Origin of the sequence: Burkholderia sp. BCC0419, assembly GCF_902830285.1 — a bacterium.
Lineage (GTDB): Bacteria > Pseudomonadota > Gammaproteobacteria > Burkholderiales > Burkholderiaceae > Burkholderia.
Window position 1 is genome coordinate 1,856,802 of record NZ_CADESR010000001.1, and the last position, 26,944, is coordinate 1,883,745.

Sequence of the window (26,944 nt, forward strand, 5' to 3'; positions counted from 1 at the left end):
GAAGAACAAGATTATACGAAGTCTTTTGAATCTTGCAAAGCCTTTTTTTCAAAAAATTCTTCGGCTTCGCTCAGATGCGCGCGTGCCTCGTCGAACACGGCCAGATCGCCGCGTGCGAGCTTCTTGTTGTCGGACAGCACGCGACGCCAGCCACGCGCGCCCGGCATGCCACGATACAGCCCGAGTGCGTGCCGCACGATCGCGCCGAGGTAGGTGCCGCGCTTCAGCTCGGCCGCGCAATACGCGATCAGTTGCGCTTCGGCCTCTTCGCGCGTCGGCACCGCTGCGGTCGCCCCGTAGAAGCGCGCATCGACCTCCGCCAGCACGTACGGGTTGTGATACGCCTCGCGGCCGAGCATCACGCCATCGACGTGCTCGAGATGCTGCGCAACTTCATCGAGCGTCGTGATGCCGCCGTTGATCACGATCTCCAGCGACGGAAAATCGCGCTTCAACCGATACGCATAGTCGTACTTGAGCGGCGGGATCTCGCGATTCTCCTTCGGCGACAGCCCCTTCAGGATCGCGTTGCGGGCATGCACGACGAACGTTTCGCAACCGGCCTCGGCCACCGTGCCGACGAAGTCGCGCACGAACGCGTAGTCCTCGACCGCATCGACGCCGATCCGGTGCTTGACCGTCACCGGCACGGACACCGCATCGCGCATCGCCTTCACGCAGTCGGCGACGAGCTGCGGCTCGTTCATCAGGCATGCGCCGAATGCGCCGCGCTGCACGCGCTCGGACGGGCATCCGCAATTCAGGTTGATTTCGTCGTAGCCCCACTGCTCGCCAAGCTTCGCCGCGCGCGCGAGATCGTCCCGCTCGCTGCCGCCCAGTTGCAGCGCGACCGGCGATTCGCTCGGCGTGAACGCAAGATGCCGCTGGGCATCACCGAACAGCAGTGCGCCCGTCGTGATCATCTCCGTATACAGCCACGTATTGCGCGTCAGCGTGCGGTGGAACGACCGGCAATGACGGTCGGTCCAGTCGAGCATCGGCGCAACGGATACACGGCGGGGAGGAAGCGAGGACGGAGCGGACATGGAATTCGGGTACAGGCCAGGCGGCACGGAAACAACCCGACATTTTACCGCAATACCGGCCATGCCCGCCCGACACGTGCGCTAGCCGTCGCCCAGTTCCGCATCGACCGCCCGGCGCGCCTCGTCGAGCACGCGCTCGATCACGCGCCGTTCAGTGAGCAACATCCCGTCGACCTTGACCAGCCGCCAGTCGATTCGCACGGCATCGCCCTGCAGCACGCGGTAATGCGCATGCTCGCCGTCCCAGACCTGCTCGGTCTTCACCTCGATCTCGAAACCGCGGTACGGCTCGCTGAAATCGCCGAGGTCGCTGCCTCTCGGTTCCATCGCACGCTCCGTGGCGACGCCGCGCCAGGCTGCCTGCGCGGCCGGCGCCGCACGCTCAATCGTATTCGTTGGACAAAAACGACCGGCCATCGGCCGTCAGGTCGACCCGGTCGGCCGTCGCCTGATAGATCAGCCCGTCATTCAGCAACGCATAGACGACGTCGTCGAACGCGGCGGGAACCGGCCGGCTGTCGCCGAACTGGTCGATCCATTTCAGCGCCTCGATGGCTTCGGGGGAAAGGATGGGGGTCATGCGCGGCCTCCGGCATCGGTGTCGTTCCATCCTAGCACTTCGTCCGGAAGTCGAATACCGAGGCAAACGCGCTGCGCGAATGCAATACGGCGCCGCCGGGCACGTTGCCTGCCCGGCGGCGTCGCACCGATGCGCGACCCGCGCGCTCAGAGACGCGCGATCGAGACTTCCGTCGACTTCACGAGCGCGACGACTTCGGCGCCGACCTTCAGTTCGAGTTCGTCCACCGAACGGGTGGTGATCACCGACGTGACGATGCCGAACGGCGTCTCGACGTCGACTTCGGAGACCACGGACCCGCGAATGATCTCCTTGACCTTGCCCTTGAACTGGTTACGTACGTTGATTGCAGTGATGCTCATCGGGATGATCGCTCCGAAGAAAAAAGTCTCAGAACGGGCGGCCGGAGCCGCCCGGAATTAAACGGCCCAGCGGATCTGCCCGACCGGTCGAACCTTGTCTGTTTCTTGCTCCGCGTCTTGATCGGCCGCGCCGGGGCCGCCGGCGAGCACGCGTTTCAGCACGCGATCCTCCAGCGCCGCGAATGCGGCCGACGCACGGGCACGCGGCCGGTCGAGCGGCACCGGCTGGTCGAGCGCCACGCGCCCCTGCTCGATCAGCAGGATGCGGTCGCCGAGCGCAACGGCCTCCTGCACGTCGTGCGTGACGAGCAGCGCGGTGAACCGGTGCTCGCGCCACAGGCGCTCGATCAGCGCATGCATTTCGATGCGGGTAAGCGCGTCGAGTGCGCCGAGCGGCTCGTCGAGCAGCAGCAGTTGCGGCCGGTGCACGAGCGCGCGGGCCAGTGCGACACGCTGCCGCTGCCCGCCCGACAGTTGCGCGGGCCAGTCGTTCGCGCGTTCCAGCAACCCGACTTCGTCGAGCACCGCGCGGGCCCGGTCGCGCGCGCCGCGGCCGAGGCCCAGCATCACGTTCTGCAGCACGGTCTTCCACGGCAGCAGGCGCGCGTCCTGGTACATGATCCGCGTATCGAGCGCGCCGCCGCCCTCGCCGCGCGTCACGAGCGCGCCGCTGCTCGGCTGCTCGAGCCCCGCGACGAGACGCAGCAGCGTCGATTTCCCGCAGCCGCTGCGGCCGACGATCGCGACGAAACTGCCGCGCGCGATGCCGAGTTCGACGTTGTCGAGCACCGTACGGGCGCCGAAGCGCTTGCTGACGCCCGACAGCGTGACCGCGTCGTCGGGTGCCGGGCCGCCTGCGCGCCGCCGGGCGAGCGGCACGACCGATGCGCTGCCGTCACGTTCGAGGATCGCCGCGTCGCGCGCATCGCCGTCCGCGACGCGGGCCTGCGCCAGCTCGGCCTCGAGGTCTGCGCCGGCGAGCGGGCCGTAGGCGGCCGCCGAAGTCGTCGCATTCATGCCTTTGCTCCTGATTGATAAGCGGGGTGCCAGCGCAGCGTCACGCGCTCGATCCATTTCGCCAGCACATCGGCCAGCTTGCCGAGCACCGCGTACAGCAGAATGCCGACCACCACCACGTCGGTTTGCAGGAATTCACGCGCGTTCATCGTCATGTAGCCGATGCCCGACTGCGCGGAGATCGTTTCCGCGACGATCAGCATCACCCACATCAGCCCGAGCGCGAAACGCACGCCGACGAGGATCGACGGCAACGCGCCGGGCAGGATCACGTCGCGGTACAGCGCGAAGCCGCGCACGCCGTAGCTCTTCGCCATCTCGATCAGGTTCGCGTCGACCGAGCGGATCCCGTGATACGTATTGATGTAGACGGGAAAGAACACGCCGAGCGCGACGAGGAACAGCTTCGCCTTCTCGTCGATGCCGAACCACAGGATCACGAGCGGGATCATCGCGAGCGCCGGGATGTTGCGGATCATCTGGATCGTCGAGTCGAGCGCGACCTCGGCGGCCTTCGACAGCCCGGTCGCGAGCCCCAGCGCAAGGCCGACGCCGCCGCCGATCGCGAAGCCGAACAGCGCGCGCCACGTGCTCACTTTCACATTCGCCCACATTTCGCCCGACGTCACGAGCGACCAGGCCGCGCGCACGACCGCCACCGGCTCCGGCAGCACGCGGGTCGACAGCCAGCCGGTGCGCGCACCGACTTCCCACACCACCAGCAACGCGAGCGGCACGAGCCACGGCGCGACGCCGCGCCACGCGCGGGCGGCCACGGCGACGCCCATCGTCGACGTTTTCGTTGTCATCGCAGGCCTCCGTCGCTCAGCTCTGGCTCGTCTTCGGCAGATAGTTGTTGCCGACGATCTCGCCGAACGGCCCCGACAGCGGGCCGGCCGCCTTCTCGACGCCCTTGCCCTTGATCAGCGGGAACACGAGCTCGGCGAAGCGATACGACTCCTCGAGGTGCGGATAGCCGGACAGGATGAACGTTTCGATGCCGAGATCCGCGTATTCGCGCATGCGTTCCGCGACCTGCTCGGGATTGCCGACGAGCGCCGTGCCGGCGCCGCCACGCACGAGCCCCACGCCGGCCCACAGGTTCGGATAGACCTCGAGCGCCTCGCGGCCGCCGCGCTTGCCGCCGTGCAGCGCGGCCATCCGGCGCTGGCCTTCCGAATCCATGTTCGCGAACGCTTTCTGCGCACGCGCGATCGTGTCGTCGTCGAGCCGGCTGATCAGCCGCTCGGCGTCACGCCATGCCTCGTCCTCGGTCTCGCGCACGATCACGTGCAGGCGGATGCCGAACTTGATCTTGCGGCCGCGCGCATCGGCACGGGCGCGAATGTCGGCGATCTTCTTCGCGACAGCCTCGGGCGGCTCGCCCCAGGTCAGGTAAGTATCGATGTGATCGGCGGCAATCGCGTGAGCGGCCGGCGACGAGCCGCCGAACCACAGCGGCGGATGCGGATGCTGCACGGGCGGATAAAGCGCCTTGCCGCCTTTCGACTGCAGGTGCTTGCCGATGTAGTCGAATCCGCCGTTGTCGTGCGACGCGGCGAGCAGCCCGCGCCAGATGTTCAGGAAATCGTCGGTGATCTCGTAGCGCGTGTCGTGATCGGCAAAGAGGCCGTCGCCTTCGAGCTCGGCCGCATCGCCGCCCGTGACGACGTTGATCAGCAGGCGGCCGCCCGACAGGCGGTCGAACGTCGCGGCCATCCGCGCGGCCAGCCCCGGCGAAGCGATGCCGGGGCGCACGGCGACCAGGAACTTCAGGCGCTGCGTCGCCGGAATGAGGCTCGACGCGACGACCCACGCATCCTCGCAGGAACGGCCGGTCGGCAGCAGCACGCCGTCGTAGCCGAGCGTGTCCGCCGCCACGGCGACCTGCTTGAAGTAATCGTAGTCCGCGGCGCGCGCGCCTTCGGCCGTGCCGAGATAGCGGCTGTCGCCATGCGTGGGGATAAACCAGAACACATTCATCTGCTGCTCCTGCTTGACTGTCACTGCCGAAATTTGAAAAAACCTCGCCCTGCTCGCGTCGCGGATGAGCGACGCATGCATGGTGTGCATTCGAATCGGGATGGCTCGCCGGTCAGGCCGTGCAGCGGACGAGGACGCGATTGCACGGCTGTTTCTGGGAAATCAGTCTAGGGATCGGTACAGGGCTTTGGAACGATTTTTTTGAGCTTAGGTTTTCCGCTTTCGTGATTAGCACGACGCTGGAGCGAATATCGCCGCGGCCGGGCCCTATAATGGCGCACCTATCCGAATAACTCCGCGCGCCCAGCCCCGGCCGTGCGCGCCTGCGGTGCACTCATCGATGCAGAAAGTCATCCTGCCATTCCTGTCCGGCTTCCTGGCCGCACTGTTCTTCCGCGAGGCCACGCTCGCCCTTCTCCACACGGCCGACCTGATCGCCGCAACCGGCTTCTCGACACAACCGTTCGCGCCGCTCGGCATTCCTGAATTTGTCGCGAATGCGCTAATCAGCGCGTGCTGCGCGATTCCGATGGCGTGGTTGTTGCGCGTCTCGCCGGAACGCGAAGCATCGTGGATCGGCGCACTCGTGTTCGGCGGCATCGTGCTGACGGCCGCCCGTGTGTTCGCGATCGATCCGCTGCGCGGCATCTGGCCGTCGGGCAACATGATGCCCGTGCTCGCGGCCGGCTTCGCGGCGAATGCGGTATGGGGCTTCGGCGCGCTCGTGTTCATGCGCGCGTTCATGTCGGACAACGCGGGCGACGAATAACGCCGGCGCAGGCAACGCGCCCTTCAGACCGACCGACGTTCATGAAAAAGGCCGCGTGCATGTGCACGCGGCCTTTTCGTTTCCGTGTCGCGCGTCGATCGGCCGCACGGGTCAGCCTGATCGACGTCAGTCCTTCAGCTTGCGCAGCGGATGCGTGTCGGGCGTCCACGGGCTGTCGAACATTGCGAGCACGTCGGCCCGATCGATATCGGCGGTCGTCTTGAAGCGCCAGACCGGCTGCTGATCCTTGTCGACGATCAGCGCGCGCACGCCTTCGATCACGTCGCCGCGCGCGAACGTCGAGCGCGTGAGATCGAGATCGCGCCGCAGGCAATCGGCCATCGTCGCGCCGCGGGCCCGCTCGACGACTTCGAGCGACACGGCCATCGACAGCGGCGACAGCTGCTCGCGCATCGCGTGGGTCGCCTTCTCGACCCACCCGTCGACGGCCGCGCAATCCTGCTCGGCGTCGAGCGACGCGAGGATCGCATTGAGGTCGGGCTGCGCGAAATGCCGGTCGATCCCGGCGCGCGCGTCGGCGAGCGCCGACGTGTCGGGCGTCGGCACGACCTTGTGCGCGGCAGCCGCCTCGGTCACGCACGCGACGACCTGCGCACCGCTGTCGACGCGCGCGCCGCGCAGCGTGTCGAGCAGCGCCGGCAGCGCGGCGTCGGGCAGGTAGACGTCGGCGAGCTGCGCATACAGTGCGCCGGCCGCATCGAGCGTCGCGCCGGTCACCGCGAGATAGCGGCCGATCGCGCCGGGCGTGCGCGCGAGAAACCAGCTCATCCCGACGTCCGGGAACAGGCCGATGCGCGTTTCGGGCATCGCCATCTTCGTCGAGTCGGTCACGACGCGCAGGCCGCCCGTATGCCGCGCCGCCTGCGAAATCCCCATGCCGCCGCCCATCACGACGCCGTGCATCAGCGCGATGTACGGCTTCGGATAGGTGAAGATCGTGTGGTTCAGCGTGTATTCCTCGATGAAGAACGTGTCGACCGCATCGCGGTCGCCGCGCTGCCACGCGTCGTGGAAGAAGCGCACGTCGCCGCCCGCGCAGAACGCGCGCGGATGCGGGCTGTGCACGACGACCGCGACGACGTCGGGATCGTCGCGCCACGCGTCGAGCGCCTGCTGCATCAGCCGGATCATGCCGACCGACAGCGCATTCAGCGCCTTCGGCCGGTTCAGTTCGAGAAAGCCGATGCGGTTCGCGACATACGCGCGCACGTCGGGCTGGGCGGATTCGGCGGAAACGGCGGCGGAAGTGGAATCGGTCATGAAGGTCATCCGGCAAACGGCAGCCGCACGCTCAGTGCGCCTGCATCTTCGAGAACAGGTTCAGCACCACGACGCCCGCGATGATCAGCCCGAGGCCGATCACCGCCGGCACGTCCGGCACCTGGCGATAAAGCAGCATCGCGACGAGCGTGATCAGCACGATGCCGGCGCCCGACCAGACTGCATAGATGATGCCGACGGGCATCGTGCGCAACGTGATCGACAGGCAGTAGAACGCGACGCCGTAACCGGCGACGACGAGCACCGACGGCCACAAGCGCGTGAAGCCGTCCGCCGCGCGGAGCGCGGACGTGCCGATCACTTCCGCGACGATCGCGATCGCGAGCCATGCGTAACCGGGCAGCTGCATCGCTCAGCTCCTTGCGAGGGCCAGTACCGCGTAGTCGTGACCGAGCTCGGCGCACAGCGCCTCGACGACGAACTCGTGGTCCGCGCGCTGCGGCAGCCCGGACGCGGTGATCGAGCCGATCACGCCGGCGCCGGCGACGGTCAGCGGAAACGAACCGCCGTGCGGCGCATACTCGGCGACCGGCAACCCGTGCTTGTCCGCGAGCGTCGCGCCGGCCTGCTGCATGCGCAGGCCGATTGCATACGAGCTGCGGCGGAAATGCGCGACGACGTTGCGCTTGCGGCGCACCCAGTCGGCGTTGTCGGGCGTCGCGCCGGCGAGCGCCGCGTAAAACAGCGGCTGGCCGAACGTGACGATGTCGATCGCGATCGCATGCCCGCGCGACGTCGCGAGCGCATGCATCCGGTTGCCGAGCGCCCACGCGCGGGCCGGGTCGAAATGGGGAAACACGAGCGCCTGTTCCTGCGCGCCGATCGATTGCAGATCGTGAGCGATGTCCATGAATCCGTCGATGCAGTAATGAGAGTCGCAACGGCGCCGATGCGATCGCGCAGGGCCGCTGCCGGGATGACGACACAAACCGCTCGATTCTAGCGCACGTGCCTCCCCGTACCGGCCCCACCAGCGCTCGCGATGCAGTTGTCAGAAAACACTTGCACGCATTCGGGTTAGCCCATATAATTCATTTCTTCGACGGACGCGGGGTGGAGCAGTCTGGCAGCTCGTCGGGCTCATAACCCGAAGGTCGTAGGTTCAAATCCTACCCCCGCAACCAACCGTCCAGAATTTCGCAAAAAGCCCGGCCTCGCGCCGGGCTTTTTGTTTTTGCGCGTCCGGGCGCCGCGCCCTCTTCACTCGCGCGCCCGCCGTTTCGCACGACACGCCGCCGCATGCGCGGGCGTTCGAGAATGCCTCGGGCCGGTGATACACTCGCATCACCTCGTCCCTTCCACTCGACATGAAATTCTGCTCCGTCTGCGGTCACGAAGTCCTCGCGCGCATTCCTCCGGGCGACAATCGCGAGCGCTTCGTCTGCGATCACTGCGGCACGATCCACTATCAGAATCCGCGCAACGTCGTCGGCACGGTCCCGGTCTGGGGCGACCAGATCCTGCTGTGCCGCCGCGCGATCGAACCGCGCTACGGATTCTGGACGCTGCCGGCGGGCTTCATGGAAATGGGCGAGACGACCGCGGAAGCCGCCGCGCGCGAAACGCTCGAGGAAGCCGGCGCGCGCGTCGAGGTGCAGAACCTGTTCACGCTGCTCAACGTGCCGCACGTGCACCAGGTGCACCTGTTCTACCTCGCACGGCTGACCGACCCGGGCTTCGAAGCCGGCGAGGAAAGCCTCGAAGTGAAACTGTTCGACGAAGCCGACATCCCGTGGGACGAGATCGCGTTCCCGACCGTCAGCCAGACGCTGCGCTTCTTCTTCGCCGATCGCGCCGCCGGCGACTACGGCGTGCACACCGGCGATATCTTCCGCTCGCTGCGCAACGGCTGAGCCCCGCACCCATGGTTCCCTGGCTCGGCCCGGACGATCCGTTTCCGTCCATCGAACGCGCGCTCGGTCCCGCGACCGGCGCGCCCGGGCTGCTCGCCGCGAGCGCCGACCTGCTGCCGTCGCGCCTCATCGACGCCTACCTGCGCGGCATCTTCCCGTGGTACTCGGACGGCCAGCCGGTGCTGTGGTGGAGCCCCGACCCGCGCATGATCCTCGTGCCGGCCGAATTCAAGGTAGCGCCGTCGCTGCGCAAGACGCTGAAGCGCGTGCTGCGCGAGCCGGAATGGGAGGTGCGCGTCGATCACGACTTTCCCGGCGTGATGCGCGCCTGCGCGCAGGCGCCGCGCCGCGGGCAGCGCGGCACCTGGATCACCGCCGAGATCATCGACGCCTATACGTCGCTCTACCGCTCCGGCAACGCGCACAGCATCGAGACGTGGCACGACGGGCGCCGCGTCGGCGGCCTCTATGGCGTGTCGTTCGGGCGGATGTTTTTCGGCGAATCGATGTATGCGGACGCGACCGATGCGTCGAAAATCGCGCTCGCCGCGCTCATCGCGCACCTTCGCGAGCAGGGGCTGGAAATGATAGACTGCCAGCAGAATACGTCGCATCTAGCGTCGCTCGGCGGCCGCGAGATCGCACGCAAGGCCTTTGTCGCTCACGTGCGCCGCGCGGTAGCCGAACCGCCGATTCCGTGGCAGTTCGACAAGCGCGTGCTCGCCGCGCTGACGGGCCCCGCCGAAACGGCGGCGCCCTCCGGGACCGAGCGCTAGCGCGGCACTCCTTCCCTGCATCGAGAGCTGCCCATGACTCATCCGACTGAGCTGCCGCTTTCACCGCTTTCGGCGCTGCAATTCTATGCAACGGCGCCCTATCCGTGCAGCTATCTGGACGGCCGCATCGCGCGCTCGCAAGTCGCGACGCCGAGCCACCTGATCAATTCCGACATCTACACCGAACTCGTGAAGGCCGGCTTCCGCCGCTCGGGCGTCTTCACGTACCGCCCGTACTGCGACGGCTGCCGCGCATGCGTGCCGGTGCGCGTGCCGGTCGGCGAGTTCGTGCCGACGCGCACGCAGCGCAGGATGTGGAAGCGGCACCGCGCGCTGGTCGCGACGGTGTCGCCGCTGCACTACGACGAAGAGCACTACGCGCTCTACATGCGCTACCAGTCCGCGCGCCACGCGGGCGGCGGCATGGATCGCGACAGCCGCGACCAGTACGAACAGTTCCTGCTGCAAAGCCGGATCAACTCGCGCCTCGTCGAATTCCGCGACCTCGACGCACCCGGCGGCGAACCCGGCAAGCTGCGGATGGTCAGCATGATCGACATCCTCGGCGACGGGCTGTCGTCGGTCTACACGTTCTTCGAGCCCGACGACCGGCACACGAGCTACGGCACCTACAACATCCTGTGGCAGATCGAGCAGGCGAAGAGCCTCGGGCTGCCCTACGTGTACCTCGGCTACTGGATCCGCGAGAGCCCGAAGATGGCCTACAAGGCGAACTTCCATCCGCTCGAAGGGCTGATCGACGGCCGCTGGAAGACGCTCGATCCGGAACGGATCGACCTGCCGCCCGTCGACGCGGCGCTGGCGCGCGCGCCATTGCCGGGCGGACATTCCGGCTCGGGCTGACGCGCGCCACGGCGGCTACGAAGCGAAGCACGCCCGTGCTGCGCAACTCCCGGTAAAATAGCGGGTTGTCATTCATTTCGGCTGTCCGCCCCATTCCCGTGTTCAGTTCCCTCTACCCGCTGGCCCGCGCATCCCTGTTCAAAATGGATGCGGAAGACGCTCACCACCTTACGCTGCGCGCGCTCGGCGCGGCCGGCCGCACGGGCCTCGCCTGCGCGCTGTCGGCCCGCGTGCCCGACGCGCCGCGCACCGTGATGGGGCTCACGTTCCGCAACCCGGTCGGCCTCGCGGCCGGCCTCGACAAGGATGGCGCGGCCATCGACGGCCTCGCGGCGCTCGGCTTCGGCTTCATCGAGGTCGGCACGGTCACGCCGCGCCCGCAGCCCGGCAACCCGCGCCCGCGGATGTTCCGGCTGCCGCAGGCCGAAGCGCTGATCAACCGGATGGGCTTCAACAACCACGGCGTCGACCAGTTCGTGAAGAACGTCCAGGCCGCCCGCTATCGCGGCATCCTCGGCCTGAACATCGGCAAGAACGCCGACACGCCGATCGAGCGCGCCGCCGAGGATTACCTGTACTGCCTCGAGCGCGTGTACCCGTTCGCGAGCTACGTGACGATCAACATCTCGTCGCCGAATACGAAGAACCTGCGCCAGTTGCAGGGCGCGGGCGAGCTCGACGCGCTGCTCGCCGCGCTGAAGGACAAGCAGCAGCGCCTCGCCGACCTGCACGGCAAGCTCGTGCCGCTCGCGCTGAAGATCGCGCCCGATCTCGACGACGAACAGGTCAAGGAAATCGGCGACACGCTGCTGCGCCACAGGATCGAAGCGGTCATCGCCACCAATACGACCCTGTCGCGCGCGGCCGTCCAGGGCCTGCCGCACGCGGACGAAGCCGGCGGCCTGTCGGGCCGCCCGGTGTTCGACGCGTCGAACGAAGTGATCCGCAAGCTGCACGCGGAAGTCGGCAACGACGTGCCGATCATCGGCGTCGGCGGCATTTTCTCGGGCGAGGACGCCCGTGCGAAGCTGGCGGCCGGCGCGGCGCTCGTCCAGCTCTATACCGGCTTCATCTATCGCGGCCCGGCGCTCGTGTCGGAATGCGTGAAGGCGATCGCCCGCGAACGCACCGCGTAATATAGCCATAAGCAAACTATATTTAGCCTTCGATAGTATTTTTGCTATCATCGACTTCACTATCAGAATCATTGACCCGGACAGGGCAAGGACACACACGATGAAATTTTCGCTGCTGAAGAAGCTGCTGGTTGCCGGCGTGATCGGCACGTCGTTCGCTGCGGCAACCGCGCACGCGGCCGACCTCCTCGACCAGGTCAAACAACGCGGCACGCTGCGCGTCGGCCTCGAAGGCACGTTCCCGCCGTTCAACTCGAAGAGCCCGCAAGGCGAGCTCGTCGGCTTCGACGTCGACATCGCGAAGGCCGTCGCGGCGAAGCTCGGCGTGAAGGCCGAATTCGTGACGACCGAATGGAGCGGCATCATCGCGGGCCTGCAGGCCGGCAAGTTCGACGTGATCGCCAACCAGGTCGGCATCACCGACAAGCGCAAGGAAACGCTCGACTTCTCGCCGGCGTACACGTACTCGTCCGCGCAGCTGATCCAGCGCAAGGACGACACGCGCGAGTTCAAGTCGCTGGAAGACCTGAAGGGCAAGAAGCTCGGCGTCGCGCTCGGCACGAACTACATGGACATGGCGAAATCGGTGCCGGGCATCGACGTGAAGACGTACCCGGGCGCGCCCGAGTACCTGCGCGATCTCGCGGCCGGCCGCCTCGACGCGGCGCTCAACGACCGCCTGATGCTCGCGTACCTGACGAAGAATTCCCAGCTGCCGCTGCGCCCGGGCGCGAACGTCGGCTCGGCGAACCCGTCGGGCATCCCGTTCAAGAAGGGCAACCCGAAGTTCCAGAAGGCGATCGACGACGCGATGGCGCAACTCGAGGCCGACGGCACGTTCACGAAGATTTCCGACAAGTGGTTCGGCATCGACGTGACGAAACCGATCAAGTAAGCACGCCTGCATTTCCCGCCTGACGGCGGGCCGGAAAGGGCGGCATCCGCAACGATGCCGCCCTTTGTTTTATCGGTCCGGTTTATGATTGCGCTTTCGCGCACGCATTCGCTTCGTATTTCATGTCGACAACGTCCCTGCTCGTCCAATCGCTGCCGGTGCTCGCCCAGGGTGCCGTACTGACCGTCAAGTTCGCCGTGCTGTCGATGGTGTTCGGCCTGCTTGGCGCCGTCGTGCTCGCGATGATGGGCATCCGGCAAAGCGAAGCGCTCGACGGCTTCGAGCGCATCTGGGTCAACGCGCTCGCGTGGCTGGCGCGCGCGTACGTGAGCCTGATGCGCGGCACGCCGCTGCTCGTGCAGATCTTCGTCATTTATTACGGGCTGCCGAGCCTCGGCATCTCGCTCGACCCGACGCCGGCCGGCGTCATCGCGCTGTCCGCGAACGTCGCGGCCTACATGTCGGAAAGCATGCGCGGCGCGATCAACGGGATCGCGCGCGGCCAGTGGCTCGCCGCGTACAGCCTCGGGCTGTCGTGGGGGCAGACGCTGCGCTACGTGATCGGCCCGCAGGCGCTGCGCATCGCGGTGCCGAGCCTGTCGAACAGCCTGATCAGCCTGATCAAGGACACGTCGCTCGTGTCCGTGATCACCGTGACCGAACTGCTGCGCAGCGCACAGGAAGTGATCGCGGCGACCTATCAGCCGCTGCCGCTCTATCTCGCCGCCGCGGCCGTGTACTGGATCCTGTGCCAGATCCTCGAATGGGTGCAGCGCTGGTACGAAAAGCGCCTGTCGCTGCCGTCGCGGCACTGAGCCGCGCAGTTGCGCCGGGCCGCGCTCGCGGGGCCGGCGCCCTCCTTCCCGCCTGTTCCATCTATTCGCCCGCATAGCGCACGCCGAGCACGGTGCGCGCCGCGTCGGTCATCGCGATCATCTGCCGCGAATGGTCGTGCGTCATGATCGGGCTTTCGGTTTCGCCCGCGCGCAGCAGGTCGCAGAAATGCGCGGTTTCGTAGTTCAGCCCGCCGCCGTCGACCGGCGCATCGAGTTCGACGGTGCGCCCGTCCGCGTAGCGGATCGTCGCACGCGCGGGGTTCCACCACTTCTCGTGAATCGTCACGTGGCCGCCCGCCGCGGCGATCAGCGCGTCGCCGCGCCCCATCACGTCGAGACCGCAAAAGAGCTGCGCGATCCCGCCGTTCGCATGCACGCTGTTCACGCTCGCGAACAGGTCGACACCCGTCGCACCGACGCGGCCGAGCGTCTGCACGTCGCGCGCCGCGCCGAGCCAGTCGACGGCAAGAAACGCCTCGTAGATGCCGATATCGAGCAGCGCGCCGCCCGCGCGATCGAGCCGATAGACGGAATGGTCGTCCGGCACCGACGACGATGCACAGCCCGCCCGCACGAGCCGGATCTCGCCGATCGGATCGTCACGCAGGTGCGCACGCAGCTGACGGTAAAGCGGAAAGAATGGCGGCTTCATCGCCTCCATGAAGAGCCGCCTGGCATCGCGCGCCGCGTGCAGCACCGTGTCGAGTTGCGCGGCGTTCAGCGCCGCGGGTTTCTCGCACAGCACGGCCTTGCCGGCGGCCAATGCGGCCAGCGTGTACTGCGCGTGACTGTCATGGAGCGTCGCGATGTAGACCGCGTCGATATCGCTCGCGAGGAGCGCGTCGAGGCTCGCGGCAGGCGTGCCGCCGCAGGTCTCGCAGAAGGCGGCCGCTGCGTCGGCGCGGCGGGCCCAGACGCCGGCGAGCGTGGCGCCCGGCACGTGTGCGAGGCTTTGCGCGAAGCGGCGCGCAATGCTGCCCGCACCGACGATGCCGAAGCGCACCGGGCGATGGTCGTTGTCGTTCATCCTGATCTTCCGTGTCGGTCGTATGACGGTGGCCGGCACGCTGCCGACCGGCCGTCATGATAAACGGCCCGGCGGCACACGGATGAGCGACACGCGCCGCGTCAGGCACGCACCGGCACGTCGACCGAGAAATCGCGCGAAATCTCGTCCGCGCTGAAATCGATCAGCGCGAGCGAGGCCGCTTCGGCTTCGCGCGGGTCGCGCCGTTCGATCGCATCGACCACGCGCGCATGCGCCTTCACCGCGGTGTCGTGCGCGCCCTCCTTCTGCACGACGCGCGGATTCACGAGACGCACTGCCCCGCGCACGATCGCCGCCATCTGCTGGAAGAACTGGTTGCCGCTCGCCTGGACGATCCGCGTATGCAGCAACTCGTCCGCCGTGTCGTAGCCGGGGTCGCCCGGCTGCAGCACCTTGAACGCATCGAACGCTTCGCGAATGCCCGCGATGTCGGCCGCCGTCGCACGCACCGCCGCCTGCGCGGTCGCACGTGGTTCGATCAGCATCCGGAATTCGATGACGTCGCGCATGAACTGCGGATCGGGCTTTGCCCGAAATCGCCAGCTCACGACGTCTTCGTCGATCATCCGCCAGTCGCGCATCGGCCGCACGCGCGTACCGACTTTCGGACGCACGTCGAGCATGTCGCGCGCAAGCAACATCGACAACGCTTCCCGCATCACCGTGCGGCTCACGTCGAACTCTTTCGACAGCACGTCCTGTGGCGGCAAGATGCCGCCGTACTTGTCTTCGACGATACCCGCGACAAGCCCATCCATCACTTTGGCGACCAGTGACCGGTCTTTGCCCTGCTCCATGACACCTCCCCGTGCGTCGATTTGCGAACACCTGCTCCGCAGTTCCGCCGGCCCTGGTTACTACTCTGTTCTTATGATCTATAAGTTGATGAGTTCGACGATATTTCGCTATCTGGTAAACACCTGACAGGGTTATCCCTCTTTTGAACGAGGTGATTTATACGGCTAAAAAAAAAGCCCGGAAAGCGCGCCGCGCCTGCCGGACCCCGGTTTCCACAAGATTTATATATCCAATCCATGACAGCGGATACCGCGCCGTTACGGACTGCTTCTCATTCAGATTCAGCCAGCCGGATAAACGATCGTTTCAACGCCGTTTTCCGTGCCGAGCAAGCACAGATTCGCGCCGCGCTCGGCGAACAGGCCGACCGTCACGACGCCCGGCCAGGCGTTCACCTGCGCTTCGAAACCGCGCGGATCGGCGATCTGCAGGCCCTTCACGTCGATGATCTCGTTGCCGTTGTCGGTGATATATGGCGCGCCGTCCTTCGTCACGCGCAGCACGGGCACGCCGCCGAGTGCGGTCACGCGCCGGCCGATCGCCGTGCGCGCCATCGGCACGACCTCGATCGGCAGCGGGAACGCGCCGAGCACCGGCACGCGCTTGCTGGCGTCCGCGATGCAGACGAACGTGTCGGCCACCGACGCGACGATCTTCTCGCGCGTCAGCGCGCCGCCGCCGCCCTTGATCATCGCGCCGCCGGCGTCGATCTCGTCGGCGCCGTCGACGTACACCTGCAGCGCGTCGATCTCGTTCAGGTCGAACACCTTGATGCCGTGCGATTTCAGGCGTTCGGTCGTGGCAACCGAACTCGACACGGCGCCGCGATAGCGCGACTTGACGGCGGCGAGCGCGTCGATGAAGCAGTTGGCGGTCGAGCCGGTGCCGACACCGATCACGGCGCCTTCCGGCACGTTCTGGATCACGTAATCGGCGGCGGCCTGGCCGACGAGGCGTTTGAGTTCGTCTTGAGTCATGGCGTGGTAATGCTGCAGGATTGCGAAAAACCGCCAGTTTACCGGAGTCGGCGGACGGCCCCGCGTTTTTCGGCGTGCGACGCGCCGCGTATTCAGCGCGTATTCAGCGTGTATTGGCCGCCGGTGCGGGGTCCGCCGCTTGCGTGCCGGGGAAGTACTTGTCGAGCAGCGCCTGCGCGATCGCGTCGCTTTCCGCGTCCGGGTTGCCCGCGTAGTCGGACGGCCGGAAATGCATCTGGAACGCCGCGAACACGCGCCGCGTGCGCGTGTCGAGCACGCCGTCGGTCGGTACGTCGTAGCCGTAGCGCGCGAGCTTGAGCTGCAGTTCGCGCACGTCGACCGGCGCGTGCGGGTCGCGGCCGCCGAGCCGCGCGGCGACGGTCGCGTCGTCCGGCCATGCGCCGACGCCGGCTTGCGCGAGCGCATGCCACGGGAACAGCGGCCCGGGATCGATCTTGCGTTGCGGCGCGATATCGCTGTGCCCGACCACGCGCGTCGGCGCAATCCCGTAACGCGCGACGATGTCCTTCGACAGGCGGGTCAGCGCGTCGACCTGTTCGGGCGGATACGGCTGCCAGGTGCGCTGCTGCGCGTCGAGCGGGCCGCGGTTCACGTTCTCGATGCCGATCGACACCGCGTTCAGCTCGGTCGTGCCCTGCCACTCGCTGATGCCCGCGTGCCACGCGCGCCGCGCTTCCGGCACGAGCTGGTAGACGACGGGCATCCCGCGCTCGGTGCGCGGCTGCGGCGGGATGACGTAATGCACGCTGACCGAATCGCCGGTCAGCGTGCGCAGCGATTTCGTCTCGTCGCTTTCGGTGTAATGCATCACGAGAAAGCGGATCCGCGAATCGGCGCCGCGCGCGTGCAGGCTCGTGTCGGCGTAGTAGGTACCGCGTTCGACGAGCGACGGCGCCGTGCAGGCTGCCAGCAGGCCGAGCACGGCGCAGGAGACGCCAACACGGAACAGGGTCATCGGTCGCGGGTTCCGCAGAGCCGCGTGCCGCGTTGTATCGCGGCACGCGTCGTTCGGGTCATTCGACGCCCGCGCATCGCGCGCGGGACGGGCCGGGTCAGCCCTCGGGTCAACCCCGGAGGTCAGCCCTTCACGCGCCGCTGGCGCACGGCTTCGTACAGGCACACGCCGCTGGCGACCGACACGTTCAGGCTCTCCACGCTGCCGGCCATCGGAATGCTCATCACTTCGTCGCAGGTGTCGCGCGTGAGCCGGCGCATGCCTTCGCCTTCCGCGCCCATCACGAGCGCGACCGGGCCGTCGAGCTTCGTTTCGTACAGCGTCGACGATGCCTCGTCCGACGTGCCGATGATCCACACGCCGGCTTCCTTCAGCTCGCGCAGCGCGCGGGCGAGGTTCGTCACCGTGATGTACGGCACCGTATCGGCCGCGCCGCTCGCCACCTTGGCCGCGGTCGCGTTCAGGCCGACCGCGCGGTCGCGCGGCGCGATCACCGCGTGCGCGCCGGCCGAATCGGCGACCCGCAGGCACGCGCCGAGGTTGTGCGGATCGGTGACGCCGTCGAGCACGAGCAGCAGCGCGGGCCCGTTGATGCCGTCGAGCAGCTCGGACAGGTTCTGCGCGAGCGGCATGTCCTCGACGCGCGCGACGACGCCCTGGTGGCGCTCGGTATGCGCGAGGCCCCACAGGCGCGTTTCGTCGGCTGCGATCAGCCGCACGCCCGCTTCCTTCGCGGTGTGCAGGAAGTCCTGCATGCGGCGGTCGCGGCGCGTCTGGTCGTACAGCACCTCCGCCACCGTCGATGCATCGTGCCGCAAACGTGCGGTCACCGCATGAAAACCGTAAAGAACCTTCAGACGTGACATGACTGGAACAACCTTCGATCAAACGTGCGGCCGCGCGACGTGCGCGGCCGCGATCCATGGAAAAGGAAAGCGCCGCGTGGCCGGCCGATGACCGGTGACGCGGCGTCTCTCGATACTGCAGGGCGGGCGCTTGCGCCGCCCCGAACGCTCAATACTTCTTGCGGGCGTGGGCCTTCTTCGCGGTCGGCTTCGCCGGCGCGCCGCCGCCGCTGCCGCCGCCCTTCTTCTTCGCGACGCCGCGCGCGGCGCGCGCTTCCTTCACCGCGACGCTCGGCGCGCTCGCGGCCGTCTTGCGGCGCGGCACGGTTTCCTCCACCGGCGGCAGCGCACGCACGCGCGGGCCGTTGCCGTTGCGATCGACGCCGGCAGCCGGCGCGGGCGACGGACGCGGCGCCTTCACCGGCGTATCGCGCACGAGGCGGAAATCGATCTTGCGCGCATCGAGATCGACGCGGCTCACCTGCACGCGCACGCGATCCGACAGGCGATAGCGGATGCCCGTGCGTTCGCCGCGCAACTCGTTCTTGATCTCGTCGTACTGGAAGTAATCCGAGCCGAGCTCCGTCACGTGCACGAGCCCTTCGATGAACAGCGTGTCGAGCTGCACGAAGATGCCGAACGACGTCACGCCGTTCACCATCCCACCGTACTCTTCGCCGAGCTTGTCGCGCATGAAGTAGCACTTGAGCCACGCTTCGACGTCGCGCGACGCCTCGTCCGCACGGCGTTCGTTCGCCGAGCAGTGCAGGCCGAGTTCTTCCCAGATCGCCGTATTCGAGCGCGAGCGGCCGCGGGCTTCGTCGTCGGCCTGCTGCATCGCGCGGGCGCGCGGCGACAGCGCGGTGTTCAGCTCGAAGCCTTCCGGCGCCTTCGGCACGTACTTCTTGCCCGACAGGATCGCGTAGATCGCGCGGTGCGTGAGCAGGTCGGGATAGCGGCGGATCGGGCTCGTGAAGTGCGCGTACGCCTCGTACGCGAGACCGAAGTGGCCGATGTTGTCCGGGCTGTAGACGGCCTGCTGCATCGAGCGCAGCAGCATCGGCTGCAGCATCTGCGCGTCCGGCCGGTCGCGGATCTGCGCCATCAGCGCCGCATAGTCGCTTGCATGCGGCTTGTCGCCGCCGCCGAGCGACAGGCCCATGCCGCGCAGGAACGCGCGCAGGTTCTCGAGCTTCTCCGGCGTCGGCCCCGCGTGCACGCGGTACAGGCCCGGATGCTTGTGGCGCTTCAGGAAGTCGGCCGCGCAGACGTTCGCGGCCAGCATGCATTCCTCGATCAGCTTGTGCGCATCGTTGCGCTGACGCGGCACGATCTGCTCGATCTTGCCCTGCGAGTTGCAGACGATATACGTCTCGGTCGTGTCGAAGTCGATCGCACCGCGCTTTTGCCGCGCGGCGAACAGCGACTTGTAGACGCCGTACAGATCCTGCAGGTGCGGCAGCAGGTCGGCGCGGCGCGCGGCCTCCGGCCCCTTCGTGTTCGACAGCACGGCCGCGACTTCGGTGTACGTGAGGCGCGCCGCCGAATGGATCACGGCCGGATAGAACTGGTATGCCTTGATCTCGCCGCGCGCGGTGATCACCATGTCGCATGCGAGCACGCAGCGGTCGACCTGCGGGTTCAGCGAACAGAGGCCGTTCGACAGCTTCTCCGGCAGCATCGGGATCACGCGGCGCGGGAAGTAGACCGACGTACTGCGCTCGAGCGCGTCGGCATCGAGCCCGCTACCCGGCTGTACGTAGTGCGACACGTCGGCGATCGCGACGATCAGCCGGAAGCCGTCGCCGCGGCCGACCTTGACCGGCTCGCAATAGACGGCATCGTCGAAGTCGCGGGCGTCCTCGCCGTCGATCGTCACGAGCGGCACGTCGCGCAAATCGACGCGGAAGCGCAGGTCGGCCGGGCGTACCCCGTCCGGCAGCGCGGCGGCTTCGTCGAGCGCCCGCTGGCCGAATTCGTGCGGCACGCCGTACTTGCGCACCGCGATCTCGATTTCCATGCCCGGATCGTCGATGTCGCCGAGCACTTCGACGACGCGGCCGAGCGGCTGCGAATGGCGGCTCGGGAAATCGGTCAGCTCGACGACGACGACCTGCCCGACCTTCGCCTTCTTCACGTTCTGCGTGATCAGGATGTCGTGGCCGATACGCTTGTCTTCCGGCGCGACGATCAGCGCGCCGTTCTCGTTCAGCAGGCGGCCGATCACGCGCTTGTTCGCGCGCTCGGTGACTTCGACGACATGCCCTTCCGGCCGGCCGCGGCGATCGTAGCCGACGATCCGCGCGAGCACGCGGTCGTTGTGCATCACCTTCTGCATTTCGCCGTTCGGGAGGAACAGGTCGTCCTGGCCGTCGTCACGGATCACGAACCCGTAGCCGTCGCGATGCCCCTGCACGCGCCCCGCGACGAAATTCGACGGATGGGTCAACTGGTAGTGGCCGCGCTTGTCGAGGCGGATCTGGCCGTCGCGCTCCATCGCGGCGACACGCCGGAAGAACCCCTCGCGCTCCTGACGCTTGATCGACAGGGCTTCGGCGATGTCGTTGGCGGCCAGCGGCGCGTCGCTCGTCCGCAGCACGCCGAGAATCTCTTCACGGCTCGGAATGGGGTACGGATATTTGCTCAAGGGTTTGTCGATGATTGTTCTCGTTGCGTTGACTGATGGTGCACGGCATCAACATAGAGGTGTCCGTCTGACAGTTCTATATTGACGGCGGCGGGTCATTCTATCACCCGCCCGTGTCGCCAAATAACGGGAATGCCGCCGGCGCGCGCGGCGGCGGCCGGTTTGCGATGCATCGCAAAAAAGTGTTGACAGGAATAATTGGGGCGCTATAATTTCGCTTCTTTGCAAGCAAGCAGCTACTGCAAAACGTGCCCAGGTGGCGGAATTGGTAGACGCACTAGGTTCAGGTCCTAGCGGTGGCAACATCGTGGAGGTTCGAGTCCTCTCCTGGGCACCATCTGTTTTTGAAAAGGTCGGCTTCTAGCCGGCCTTTTTTCATTTCCGGCCCGGGAAGCAAAGCGCCTGCGCGCTTTGCGCGAGGACTCGAAAGGCTGCGCTTGCAAGCGCAGCCGGGGTCGCGCATGTGTGACCGAGTCGTCTCCTCGGCACCATCGGCATTCAAAAAGGTCGGCGAAAGCCAACCTTTTTTCGTTTGCCTGGCGCACGCCGCCAGCCGACCGTACCGTGCGCGGTGGCGCGCCAGCCTTCCCTTTCATCGGCTCACGGCGGCAGTCTCGTCAGAGCATGCGCTTCAGCACGCCGTTCTTCGACACGAAATGGTGCTTGAGCGCGGCGCCCGCGTGCGCCGCCACCAGGAGTGCCAGCACATAGCAGCCGATCTTGTGCAGGACGAACCAGTGCTCGGTAACCGGCCCCGCGCTGAACGGCGTATTCACGTAAACCGCCCAGAACAGCCAGTAGCCGTCCGGCACCATCACGAAGCCGCTGAACAGCACGAACGCGACGAGCGCGTAAATCAGCGAGTGCACCAGATGCGCGATCGATCGCTGCTTCGAAGGAATCGACGCGATGTCGGGCGGCGTCCGACGGAAGAACGACCACACGTAGCGCAACGGGAACAGCACGATCAGGCTGCTCGCGAGCGACATGTTGAGCGTCGACACGAAACGCCAGACGTCCGGCTGGGTAATGAAGTGCAGCGAGAATCCGGCCACCATCGTGTACAGGATCACGACCGCGAAGATCCAGTGCAGTGCGCGGGAAAAGCGATCGTAGCGGCCGTCATCCGAAGACGCTTGCCGAAAATGGGTCTGAGAAACCGTATGCATGATTCATCCTTTATCGATTGCCATGGCAGTGTTGCGATGGATAAGTGGATGAAATTATCGACGTCGATTCCGGTATGGATAAGCATCCTCAACGATTTCAAAACACCCGGTTCGGCGTCGACGATGCGTGCGGCCGAACGCCCGCGTCGCCGGCCTGTGACAGCGTATCTCGATCAGCAAGTCATCACGCCATGGCTCGGGCGCACGCCGGGCAACCCGTCCGTCTTGCTGCCGAGATCCTCGCCATCGCGCGCCACGCGAAGCGCAATTCCGGGCAGGTTGCTCGCCCACGGGTTCATGCCCGGCAGCGGCCAAGCGTGAACATGTCCGCGTGCGCGAACGCGACCTCGCACCGGCATGGCCGAACGTGCCGCTCGAGCCGGTGAAAAATGACCGATGGAAACAGGTGGATGAATGGATCGCGAAGCGCGCCGCCGCGCGTCGCGGCAGCGTCACGACATGCATCGTTGCGATGCCGAACGGCGATTGAAAGTCGGCGAGCCGAGGCAGTGCGCCGCCACCGCCTCGCCGGATCCGGAGATGAAGCGCGATGCGCCGCTATCCGGCCGAGCGCTCAGGCCCGCTCGAGCCGGTATCCGTAGTTGTAAACCGTCGTGATCACGAGGCCGTTCTTCGCCCGCAGCCCGAGACTCGAGCGCAGCTTGCTCACGTAGGTGGCGAGCGTCGCGTCGTACTTCCGGTCGACCACGCCCCAGATGCGCTTGATCATCATGTCCTTCGACACGATCCGCCCGACGCTCTCGAACAGCATCAGCGCGACATCGAACTCGCGCAGCGACAGTTCGACCGGCACACCGTCCACGGTCGCGGCATGCGCGCTCACGTCGAGCGCGAACTTGCCGACCTCGACGATCTTCGCGCGCTGCGTCTCGGGGTAGTACTTGCGCGCCTGCGCATTCACGCGCGCCACCAGCTCGCGCTCGCGCAGCGGCTTGATCAGGTAATCGTCGGCGCCGCTGTTGAGCCCGAACACGATGTCGTTCTCGCCGTCGTGCTGCGTCATCATGATGATCGGCAGCGCGTCGGCGAACGATTCGCGCGCCCAGCGCATCACTTCGATCCCGGACTTGCCCGGCACGTCCCAGTCGAGCAGCAGCACGTCGACGCGCTGCGTGCGCACCAGTTCGATGAAGCCGTCGCCGTCGTGCCGCACCTCCGTGTCGTAGCCGGCCTTGTTGAGCCAGCCGGCCACGACGCCTGCCTGGGTCACGATGTCTTCGAGTATTGCGACAATCATGTTCGTCCTGATCTCAGTATGCCGCCCCGTCTCCGGGCCCGTTCGCCGCTCCGTCGACCGGAGCAGGCGGCAGGTAAACAAAAGCCCACTCGCCGTACGCGCCGCTGTCGCCGAACGCGTCGTACCGCGCCGGGAAACCCTGGCGCTTCAGCGGCTGCCCGGGCGCCTCGCTGAACACACCCATGATGCCGCCGTCCGGTGCCTTCACGAGCCCCCACTGCGTCGATCCGGTCAGCGGATCGGCGTACAGGCGCCGCAGGTGACGCAACGTCGGCAGCCCGCGGCGATCCTCGAGCAGCGCGTCGAGCGACGCCGGGTAGCGGCTGCCTCCCGCCGCATTGTAGTAGCTCGCGATCGCCGCGCGAAACTGGTCGCCGACGAACAGGAGCTGCGCCTCGCGGTCGCGCTGCTGCACCGTCGTCCAGATCCGCGCCGCCTGCGTCATGCCGAGCCCGAGCGCCGCGACCAGCATCAGCACGCCGAGATACGCGATGCCGCGCTGCCTGCGCAAGCCGCACCGCCGATCACCACGTCGCATAGTCGCTCCCGTCGGGCGCGCGCCCTTTCGCGCCGCTCTTCACGTCCGCGATGCCGCCCGTCTCGCCGGCCTGCGACCGCCACGAGCCGCGCTTGCCCGTGACCGGATCGAGCGGCAGCTCGCGCAGGTAGCGCTTCTCGACCAGCGCATCGAGCGTGTCGGGATCGCGGCCGTGATCCGCCCGGTAGTCGTCGATCGACTGGCGCAGCGTGTTCAGGTTGTGACGCAGCACCGTTTCCTTCGCGCGGTCGCTCTGCTTCAGGTAGCCGGGCGCGACGAACGCGGTAAGCGCCGCGATGATCGCCATCACGACGAGCAGTTCGATCAGCGTAAAGCCGGCGGCACGGCGCGCACGGCTACCACTGGTTGTACGGGACGCCATTGAGGCCCTCCTTGCGGTTGGTCGAGCGGATGTCGAACACGTCCTCGCCGGACGAAAACGAATCGGGATCGCTCGCGTAGCTGCGCGTTTCCCACGTGTCTTCGGGCGCCTTGCCGTCGCATTCGCACATCGGATCGGCGGGAATCCTGCGCAGGAAATACAGTCGCGCACCGTCCGGCGACTTCTTGTCGTCGACGCCGTCGACGAGCATGCGCAGGTCGGCCGGGTAGCCGCTCGCGTCGATGCTGCGCTCGACCCGCCCGTCGCTCGCCGCCTCCTTGTACGCATCGAGTGCCGAGCGAATCACGACCAGCGCACGGCGCAACTCGGCCTCGTCCGAGCGACGCTTGACAAGATCCGTCAACGGCAGCGCGACGGTCGCGAGCAACGCCAGCAGCGACATCGCCACCATCAGCTCGATCAGCGTGAAGCCGCGTGCGCGGGCGCGTCGACGGACGCTCATGCGAGGCCCCGCATGCGCGAGAACAGCATCGGCGCGTCGGCGTACAGCGGCGCTGCCGGCTCGGGCTCGCCCACGAAGCGATCGACGAACGCCTGCAGCGTGGCGATCAGCGAGCGAACCGCGGCCGTGACCGGGTGCTCGCCGCGCGCCGGCGCAGCAGCGGCGGCCTGCGCCTCCGGTGCCGGTGCCTCGGCACGCTCGAGCGCGGCCGGTCGCGCGATCGGCGATGCCCTGCCGGCGTCGCTCGCGCGATCCAGCTCGATGCGCGCCAGGGCGATTTCCGCCCGCAGGCCGGCAGGCTTCGCCGGCGTGGCAGCCGCCCGCGTCACCGCCTCTCGCGACGCCGCCGGCAGGGGGCGCGCCGCGGCCGTGTCGGCCGGGGCGACCGCTGCAACCTTGACTGCAGCAGCCGGCTGCAGCCCGGCCGCGGCACGCGTGCGCATCATTCCCGCTCCGCGCGCGCCGCGCTCGACTGCCGGACTCGCCGCGTCATCCTGACGGGCCTCCGCGGGTGCCTGCGGTTGCGCGTCGGCCGACTCGGCCGGCTCGGCCGTGTCGGGCTCCGCGGCTGTGCGGTTGCCCGCGGGCGGCGACGGCTCGATCGGCGCGTCCAGATCCGGGCCGTTCGGCGACGGCAGGCGCGCCGGCACGGCCTGCGCGGACTCGAGCGTCAGCGCTTCGGTGGTCACGCGCGACTCGGTGCCCGACAGGAAGGTCGTCACCGCCGACAGCGGCAGGTCGAGATTGCGTTCGATATGCGGGGTGATCAGCAGCACGATCTCCGAGCGCTCGTTGCTGCGGCCGTTCGAGCCGAACAGCCGGCCGATCACCGGCAGGCCCGATACGCCCGGCAGCCCGGCAACGCTCTCGCTTTCATTGCGCTTGACGAGGCCGGCAAGGATCTGCGTTTCGCCGTTCTTCGCGGTCATCAGCGTCTCCGCGTTGCGTGTGCCGAGCGAATAGGCGACCAGCCCGGTCTTCGTGGTTTCCTTCGACAGGATGCTGCTGACCTCCATGTTCACCTTGACGCTCACCTCCTCGTTCAGGCTGATGCGCGGTTCGACCTTCAGCATCAGGCCCACGTCCTGGTAGCTGACCGATTCGGTCACGACGCCGTTCGCGTTGGTGGTCGTGACGATCGGCACGCGCTCGCCGATCTTGATGTTGGCCTTCTCCATGTTGCGCACACGGATCTTCGGATTGGCGAGCGTCTTCGTCTTGCCCTGTTTCTGCAGCAGATCGATCGCGAGCGCGAGGCCGCCCGATTCGCTCGACACGCCGACGCGGTCGCGATTCAGGCGCAGCAGGTCGCCGAGCGTCAGCGCGCCGCCCTCCACGCCGCCGAGCGCGTTGAACTGAATCTTGCCGGGATACTGGACGCCGAGATCGAGACTGTCGTTCATGTTGACCTCGAGCACCTGCACATCGAGCGTCACTTCGGATTGCGGAATATCGAGCCCCATCACCACGCGCTCCGCGACCTGGATCGTCTCCGGCGTGTCGCGCATGACGACCGCGTTCACCCGCTCGTCCACGTAAACGTCCTTCGGCTTGATCATCTGGCGCAGCGCGGCCATCACCGATTTCGCATCCGCATGCGACAGGAAGAACGTGCGAATCGCGAACTCCGTGTAGTTGCGGGCCTTTTCAGGCTGCGACGGGTAGACGAGCAGCGTGTGCTTGTCGAGCACCTTCTTCTCGAGCTGGTTGGTGCGCAGCAGCAGGTTGATCGCGTCTTCGGCGGTCGTGCGCTCCGCGAGCAGCGTCGCGGCCTGACTGGTGTCCACGTCGCGGTCGAACACGAAATTCACGCCGGACACGCGCGAGATCACGTCGAAGATGTTGGCCAGCGGCTGCTGCTTGAAATTGAGCGACACCGGCTTGCGCAGCGCGTCGGACAGCTGCGGGCGCACCGCGCGGCTGGCCTGCGACTGGCGCAGCATCGTGTCGCGCAGGCGCTTCGCGCCCGCGTGATTCGGCTGCTCGGCGAGGATGCGGCGCGCGATCTCGAGCGCCTCCTGCGGTTTCTCGCCGCCGATGCGCTGCGCGCGCGCGAGGTCGACCGCCATCTGCTGGCGGCGCTTGACCTGCTCGAGCGCCTGGCTGGCCTTCAGGTTGCCCGGATCTTCGCCCAGCACGTTGTCCAGGTGATCGATCGCCGCCGCATGGTTGCCCTGCGCGACCTGGCGGTCGGCTTCCTTCAGTTCGGCGCGCACATACTCGTGCCGACTGAATTCGACGGCGGTCGTGAGCGCGATGTCGTCGGGAGCAGCGGCCTTCTGTTGCTGCAGCGTGCCGAGTCGTTCGGCGGGCGTCGCGGCGGCATCGGACGCGGCATTGAACGGGGTACTTGCGCATCCTGTCAGCGCAAGCGCCGAGATCAGGAGCAAAAGACTGACTTTACGTTTCATGATGGTGTTCGGC

Annotated in this window: 30 protein-coding genes and 2 tRNA genes; 10 read left to right on the top strand and 22 right to left on the bottom strand. The window is 67.1% G+C overall.

The window, feature by feature from the left end:
- Nucleotides 1-11 precede the first annotated feature (11 nt).
- From dusA to ssuD, 7 genes are all read right to left on the bottom strand, one after another.
- Nucleotides 12-998, bottom strand: coding sequence for a tRNA dihydrouridine(20/20a) synthase DusA (dusA, locus tag HWW87_RS08260; RefSeq protein ID WP_244107197.1), 987 nt, complete (start codon nucleotides 996-998; stop codon nucleotides 12-14).
- Nucleotides 999-1,127: 129 nt separating this feature from the next.
- Entirely contained in the window at nucleotides 1,128-1,373 is a 246-nt protein-coding gene (locus HWW87_RS08265; RefSeq protein WP_174391169.1) for a hypothetical protein, read from the bottom strand.
- Between the two features lie 55 nt (nucleotides 1,374-1,428).
- Nucleotides 1,429-1,626 carry a hypothetical protein gene (locus tag HWW87_RS08270; protein ID WP_174433344.1) on the bottom strand — a complete coding sequence of 66 codons (198 nt, stop codon included), beginning with the start codon at nucleotides 1,624-1,626 and terminating at the stop codon, nucleotides 1,429-1,431.
- A 146-nt stretch (nucleotides 1,627-1,772) separates the two neighbouring features.
- Nucleotides 1,773-1,988: a TOBE domain-containing protein gene (locus HWW87_RS08275; protein ID WP_006476104.1), complete on the bottom strand. Its 216-nt coding sequence runs from the start codon at nucleotides 1,986-1,988 to the stop codon at nucleotides 1,773-1,775.
- A gap of 57 nt (nucleotides 1,989-2,045) precedes the next feature.
- Nucleotides 2,046-3,005: an ATP-binding cassette domain-containing protein gene (locus HWW87_RS08280; RefSeq protein ID WP_175819903.1), complete on the bottom strand. Its 960-nt coding sequence runs from the start codon at nucleotides 3,003-3,005 to the stop codon at nucleotides 2,046-2,048.
- Entirely contained in the window at nucleotides 3,002-3,814 is an 813-nt protein-coding gene (gene ssuC, locus HWW87_RS08285) for an aliphatic sulfonate ABC transporter permease SsuC (RefSeq protein WP_175819904.1), read from the bottom strand. Before ssuC ends, HWW87_RS08280 begins: the two co-directional genes overlap by 4 nt.
- A gap of 16 nt (nucleotides 3,815-3,830) precedes the next feature.
- A complete protein-coding gene (ssuD, locus tag HWW87_RS08290; RefSeq protein ID WP_059830926.1) occupies nucleotides 3,831-4,988 on the bottom strand; it encodes an FMNH2-dependent alkanesulfonate monooxygenase in 1,158 nt (385 codons plus the stop codon).
- 340 nt (nucleotides 4,989-5,328) lie between these two features.
- Here ssuD and HWW87_RS08295 point away from each other — a divergent pair, with 340 nt between their 5' ends.
- Nucleotides 5,329-5,757: a hypothetical protein gene (locus tag HWW87_RS08295; protein WP_174386647.1), complete on the top strand. Its 429-nt coding sequence runs from the start codon at nucleotides 5,329-5,331 to the stop codon at nucleotides 5,755-5,757.
- Nucleotides 5,758-5,883: 126 nt separating this feature from the next.
- On the opposite strand, the gene HWW87_RS08300 is transcribed toward HWW87_RS08295, so the two are convergent.
- From HWW87_RS08300 to HWW87_RS08310, 3 genes are read right to left on the bottom strand one after another with little or no spacing between them, the layout of a single operon-like run.
- Nucleotides 5,884-7,038, bottom strand: coding sequence for an enoyl-CoA hydratase/isomerase family protein (locus HWW87_RS08300; RefSeq protein ID WP_175819905.1), 1,155 nt, complete (start codon nucleotides 7,036-7,038; stop codon nucleotides 5,884-5,886).
- A gap of 31 nt (nucleotides 7,039-7,069) precedes the next feature.
- Nucleotides 7,070-7,408 carry a multidrug efflux SMR transporter gene (locus tag HWW87_RS08305; protein ID WP_174433340.1) on the bottom strand — a complete coding sequence of 113 codons (339 nt, stop codon included), beginning with the start codon at nucleotides 7,406-7,408 and terminating at the stop codon, nucleotides 7,070-7,072.
- Between the two features lie 3 nt (nucleotides 7,409-7,411).
- Nucleotides 7,412-7,909, bottom strand: a complete 498-nt coding sequence (locus tag HWW87_RS08310; protein WP_175819906.1) for a heme-degrading domain-containing protein — start codon at nucleotides 7,907-7,909, stop codon at nucleotides 7,412-7,414.
- A 197-nt stretch (nucleotides 7,910-8,106) separates the two neighbouring features.
- Here HWW87_RS08310 and HWW87_RS08315 point away from each other — a divergent pair.
- From HWW87_RS08315 to HWW87_RS08345, 7 genes are all read left to right on the top strand, one after another.
- Nucleotides 8,107-8,183: transfer RNA gene (locus HWW87_RS08315), tRNA-Met, on the top strand.
- A 183-nt stretch (nucleotides 8,184-8,366) separates the two neighbouring features.
- Complete coding sequence (locus HWW87_RS08320) at nucleotides 8,367-8,912, top strand: NUDIX hydrolase (protein ID WP_006476111.1); 546 nt, start codon at nucleotides 8,367-8,369, stop codon at nucleotides 8,910-8,912.
- Nucleotides 8,913-8,923: 11 nt separating this feature from the next.
- The gene (gene aat, locus HWW87_RS08325) at nucleotides 8,924-9,688 is read left to right on the top strand and encodes a leucyl/phenylalanyl-tRNA--protein transferase (RefSeq protein WP_175819907.1); all 765 of its coding nucleotides are present in this window, start codon (nucleotides 8,924-8,926) and stop codon (nucleotides 9,686-9,688) included.
- Between the two features lie 33 nt (nucleotides 9,689-9,721).
- Nucleotides 9,722-10,552, top strand: a complete 831-nt coding sequence (locus HWW87_RS08330) for an arginyltransferase (protein ID WP_175819908.1) — start codon at nucleotides 9,722-9,724, stop codon at nucleotides 10,550-10,552.
- 98 nt (nucleotides 10,553-10,650) lie between these two features.
- Nucleotides 10,651-11,688: a quinone-dependent dihydroorotate dehydrogenase gene (locus tag HWW87_RS08335; protein WP_175819909.1), complete on the top strand. Its 1,038-nt coding sequence runs from the start codon at nucleotides 10,651-10,653 to the stop codon at nucleotides 11,686-11,688.
- Between the two features lie 100 nt (nucleotides 11,689-11,788).
- Complete coding sequence (locus tag HWW87_RS08340) at nucleotides 11,789-12,583, top strand: cystine ABC transporter substrate-binding protein (protein WP_174433338.1); 795 nt, start codon at nucleotides 11,789-11,791, stop codon at nucleotides 12,581-12,583.
- A gap of 122 nt (nucleotides 12,584-12,705) precedes the next feature.
- On the top strand, nucleotides 12,706-13,398 hold the full coding sequence (locus HWW87_RS08345) for an amino acid ABC transporter permease (RefSeq protein WP_006484207.1): 693 nt from the start codon (nucleotides 12,706-12,708) through the stop codon (nucleotides 13,396-13,398).
- Between the two features lie 61 nt (nucleotides 13,399-13,459).
- Here the strand turns inward: HWW87_RS08345 and HWW87_RS08350 are convergent, their stop codons facing one another.
- The 6 genes from HWW87_RS08350 to rnr form a co-directional block, all read right to left on the bottom strand.
- On the bottom strand, nucleotides 13,460-14,446 hold the full coding sequence (locus HWW87_RS08350; RefSeq protein ID WP_175819910.1) for a Gfo/Idh/MocA family oxidoreductase: 987 nt from the start codon (nucleotides 14,444-14,446) through the stop codon (nucleotides 13,460-13,462).
- A gap of 101 nt (nucleotides 14,447-14,547) precedes the next feature.
- Complete coding sequence (locus HWW87_RS08355; protein ID WP_060260460.1) at nucleotides 14,548-15,264, bottom strand: FCD domain-containing protein; 717 nt, start codon at nucleotides 15,262-15,264, stop codon at nucleotides 14,548-14,550.
- A 282-nt stretch (nucleotides 15,265-15,546) separates the two neighbouring features.
- Nucleotides 15,547-16,242, bottom strand: coding sequence for a ribose-5-phosphate isomerase RpiA (gene rpiA / locus HWW87_RS08360; protein ID WP_175819911.1), 696 nt, complete (start codon nucleotides 16,240-16,242; stop codon nucleotides 15,547-15,549).
- A 103-nt stretch (nucleotides 16,243-16,345) separates the two neighbouring features.
- Complete coding sequence (locus tag HWW87_RS08365; protein WP_175819912.1) at nucleotides 16,346-17,218, bottom strand: N-acetylmuramoyl-L-alanine amidase; 873 nt, start codon at nucleotides 17,216-17,218, stop codon at nucleotides 16,346-16,348.
- A 122-nt stretch (nucleotides 17,219-17,340) separates the two neighbouring features.
- Complete coding sequence (rlmB, locus tag HWW87_RS08370) at nucleotides 17,341-18,084, bottom strand: 23S rRNA (guanosine(2251)-2'-O)-methyltransferase RlmB (protein WP_175819913.1); 744 nt, start codon at nucleotides 18,082-18,084, stop codon at nucleotides 17,341-17,343.
- A gap of 148 nt (nucleotides 18,085-18,232) precedes the next feature.
- Nucleotides 18,233-20,710: a ribonuclease R gene (rnr, locus tag HWW87_RS08375; protein ID WP_175819914.1), complete on the bottom strand. Its 2,478-nt coding sequence runs from the start codon at nucleotides 20,708-20,710 to the stop codon at nucleotides 18,233-18,235.
- Between the two features lie 250 nt (nucleotides 20,711-20,960).
- Here rnr and HWW87_RS08380 point away from each other — a divergent pair.
- A tRNA-Leu gene (locus HWW87_RS08380) sits at nucleotides 20,961-21,047 on the top strand.
- A gap of 280 nt (nucleotides 21,048-21,327) precedes the next feature.
- Here the strand turns inward: HWW87_RS08380 and HWW87_RS08385 are convergent.
- Nucleotides 21,328-21,879 carry a cytochrome b/b6 domain-containing protein gene (locus tag HWW87_RS08385; RefSeq protein ID WP_175819915.1) on the bottom strand — a complete coding sequence of 184 codons (552 nt, stop codon included), beginning with the start codon at nucleotides 21,877-21,879 and terminating at the stop codon, nucleotides 21,328-21,330.
- On the opposite strand from HWW87_RS08385, the gene HWW87_RS08390 reads away from it, so the two are divergent.
- Nucleotides 21,874-22,200: a hypothetical protein gene (locus tag HWW87_RS08390; RefSeq protein WP_175819916.1), complete on the top strand. Its 327-nt coding sequence runs from the start codon at nucleotides 21,874-21,876 to the stop codon at nucleotides 22,198-22,200. The genes HWW87_RS08385 and HWW87_RS08390 overlap by 6 nt on opposite strands.
- 253 nt (nucleotides 22,201-22,453) lie before the next feature.
- On the opposite strand, the gene HWW87_RS08395 is transcribed toward HWW87_RS08390, so the two are convergent.
- Genes HWW87_RS08395 through HWW87_RS08415 form a run of 5 tightly spaced genes read right to left on the bottom strand, consistent with a single transcriptional unit; the run spans nucleotide 22,454 to nucleotide 26,931 of the window.
- Complete coding sequence (locus tag HWW87_RS08395; RefSeq protein ID WP_175819917.1) at nucleotides 22,454-23,137, bottom strand: response regulator transcription factor; 684 nt, start codon at nucleotides 23,135-23,137, stop codon at nucleotides 22,454-22,456.
- 13 nt (nucleotides 23,138-23,150) lie between these two features.
- Nucleotides 23,151-23,648 carry a type II secretion system protein gene (locus HWW87_RS08400; protein WP_244107154.1) on the bottom strand — a complete coding sequence of 166 codons (498 nt, stop codon included), beginning with the start codon at nucleotides 23,646-23,648 and terminating at the stop codon, nucleotides 23,151-23,153.
- A gap of 13 nt (nucleotides 23,649-23,661) precedes the next feature.
- Entirely contained in the window at nucleotides 23,662-24,057 is a 396-nt protein-coding gene (locus HWW87_RS08405; RefSeq protein WP_175819919.1) for a prepilin-type N-terminal cleavage/methylation domain-containing protein, read from the bottom strand.
- Nucleotides 24,032-24,520, bottom strand: coding sequence for a type II secretion system protein (locus HWW87_RS08410; protein ID WP_175819920.1), 489 nt, complete (start codon nucleotides 24,518-24,520; stop codon nucleotides 24,032-24,034). Before HWW87_RS08410 ends, HWW87_RS08405 begins: the two co-directional genes overlap by 26 nt.
- A complete protein-coding gene (locus tag HWW87_RS08415) occupies nucleotides 24,517-26,931 on the bottom strand; it encodes a secretin N-terminal domain-containing protein (RefSeq protein WP_175819921.1) in 2,415 nt (804 codons plus the stop codon). The genes HWW87_RS08410 and HWW87_RS08415 overlap by 4 nt, the downstream gene beginning before the upstream one ends.
- Between the last annotated feature and the right edge of the window lie 13 nt (nucleotides 26,932-26,944).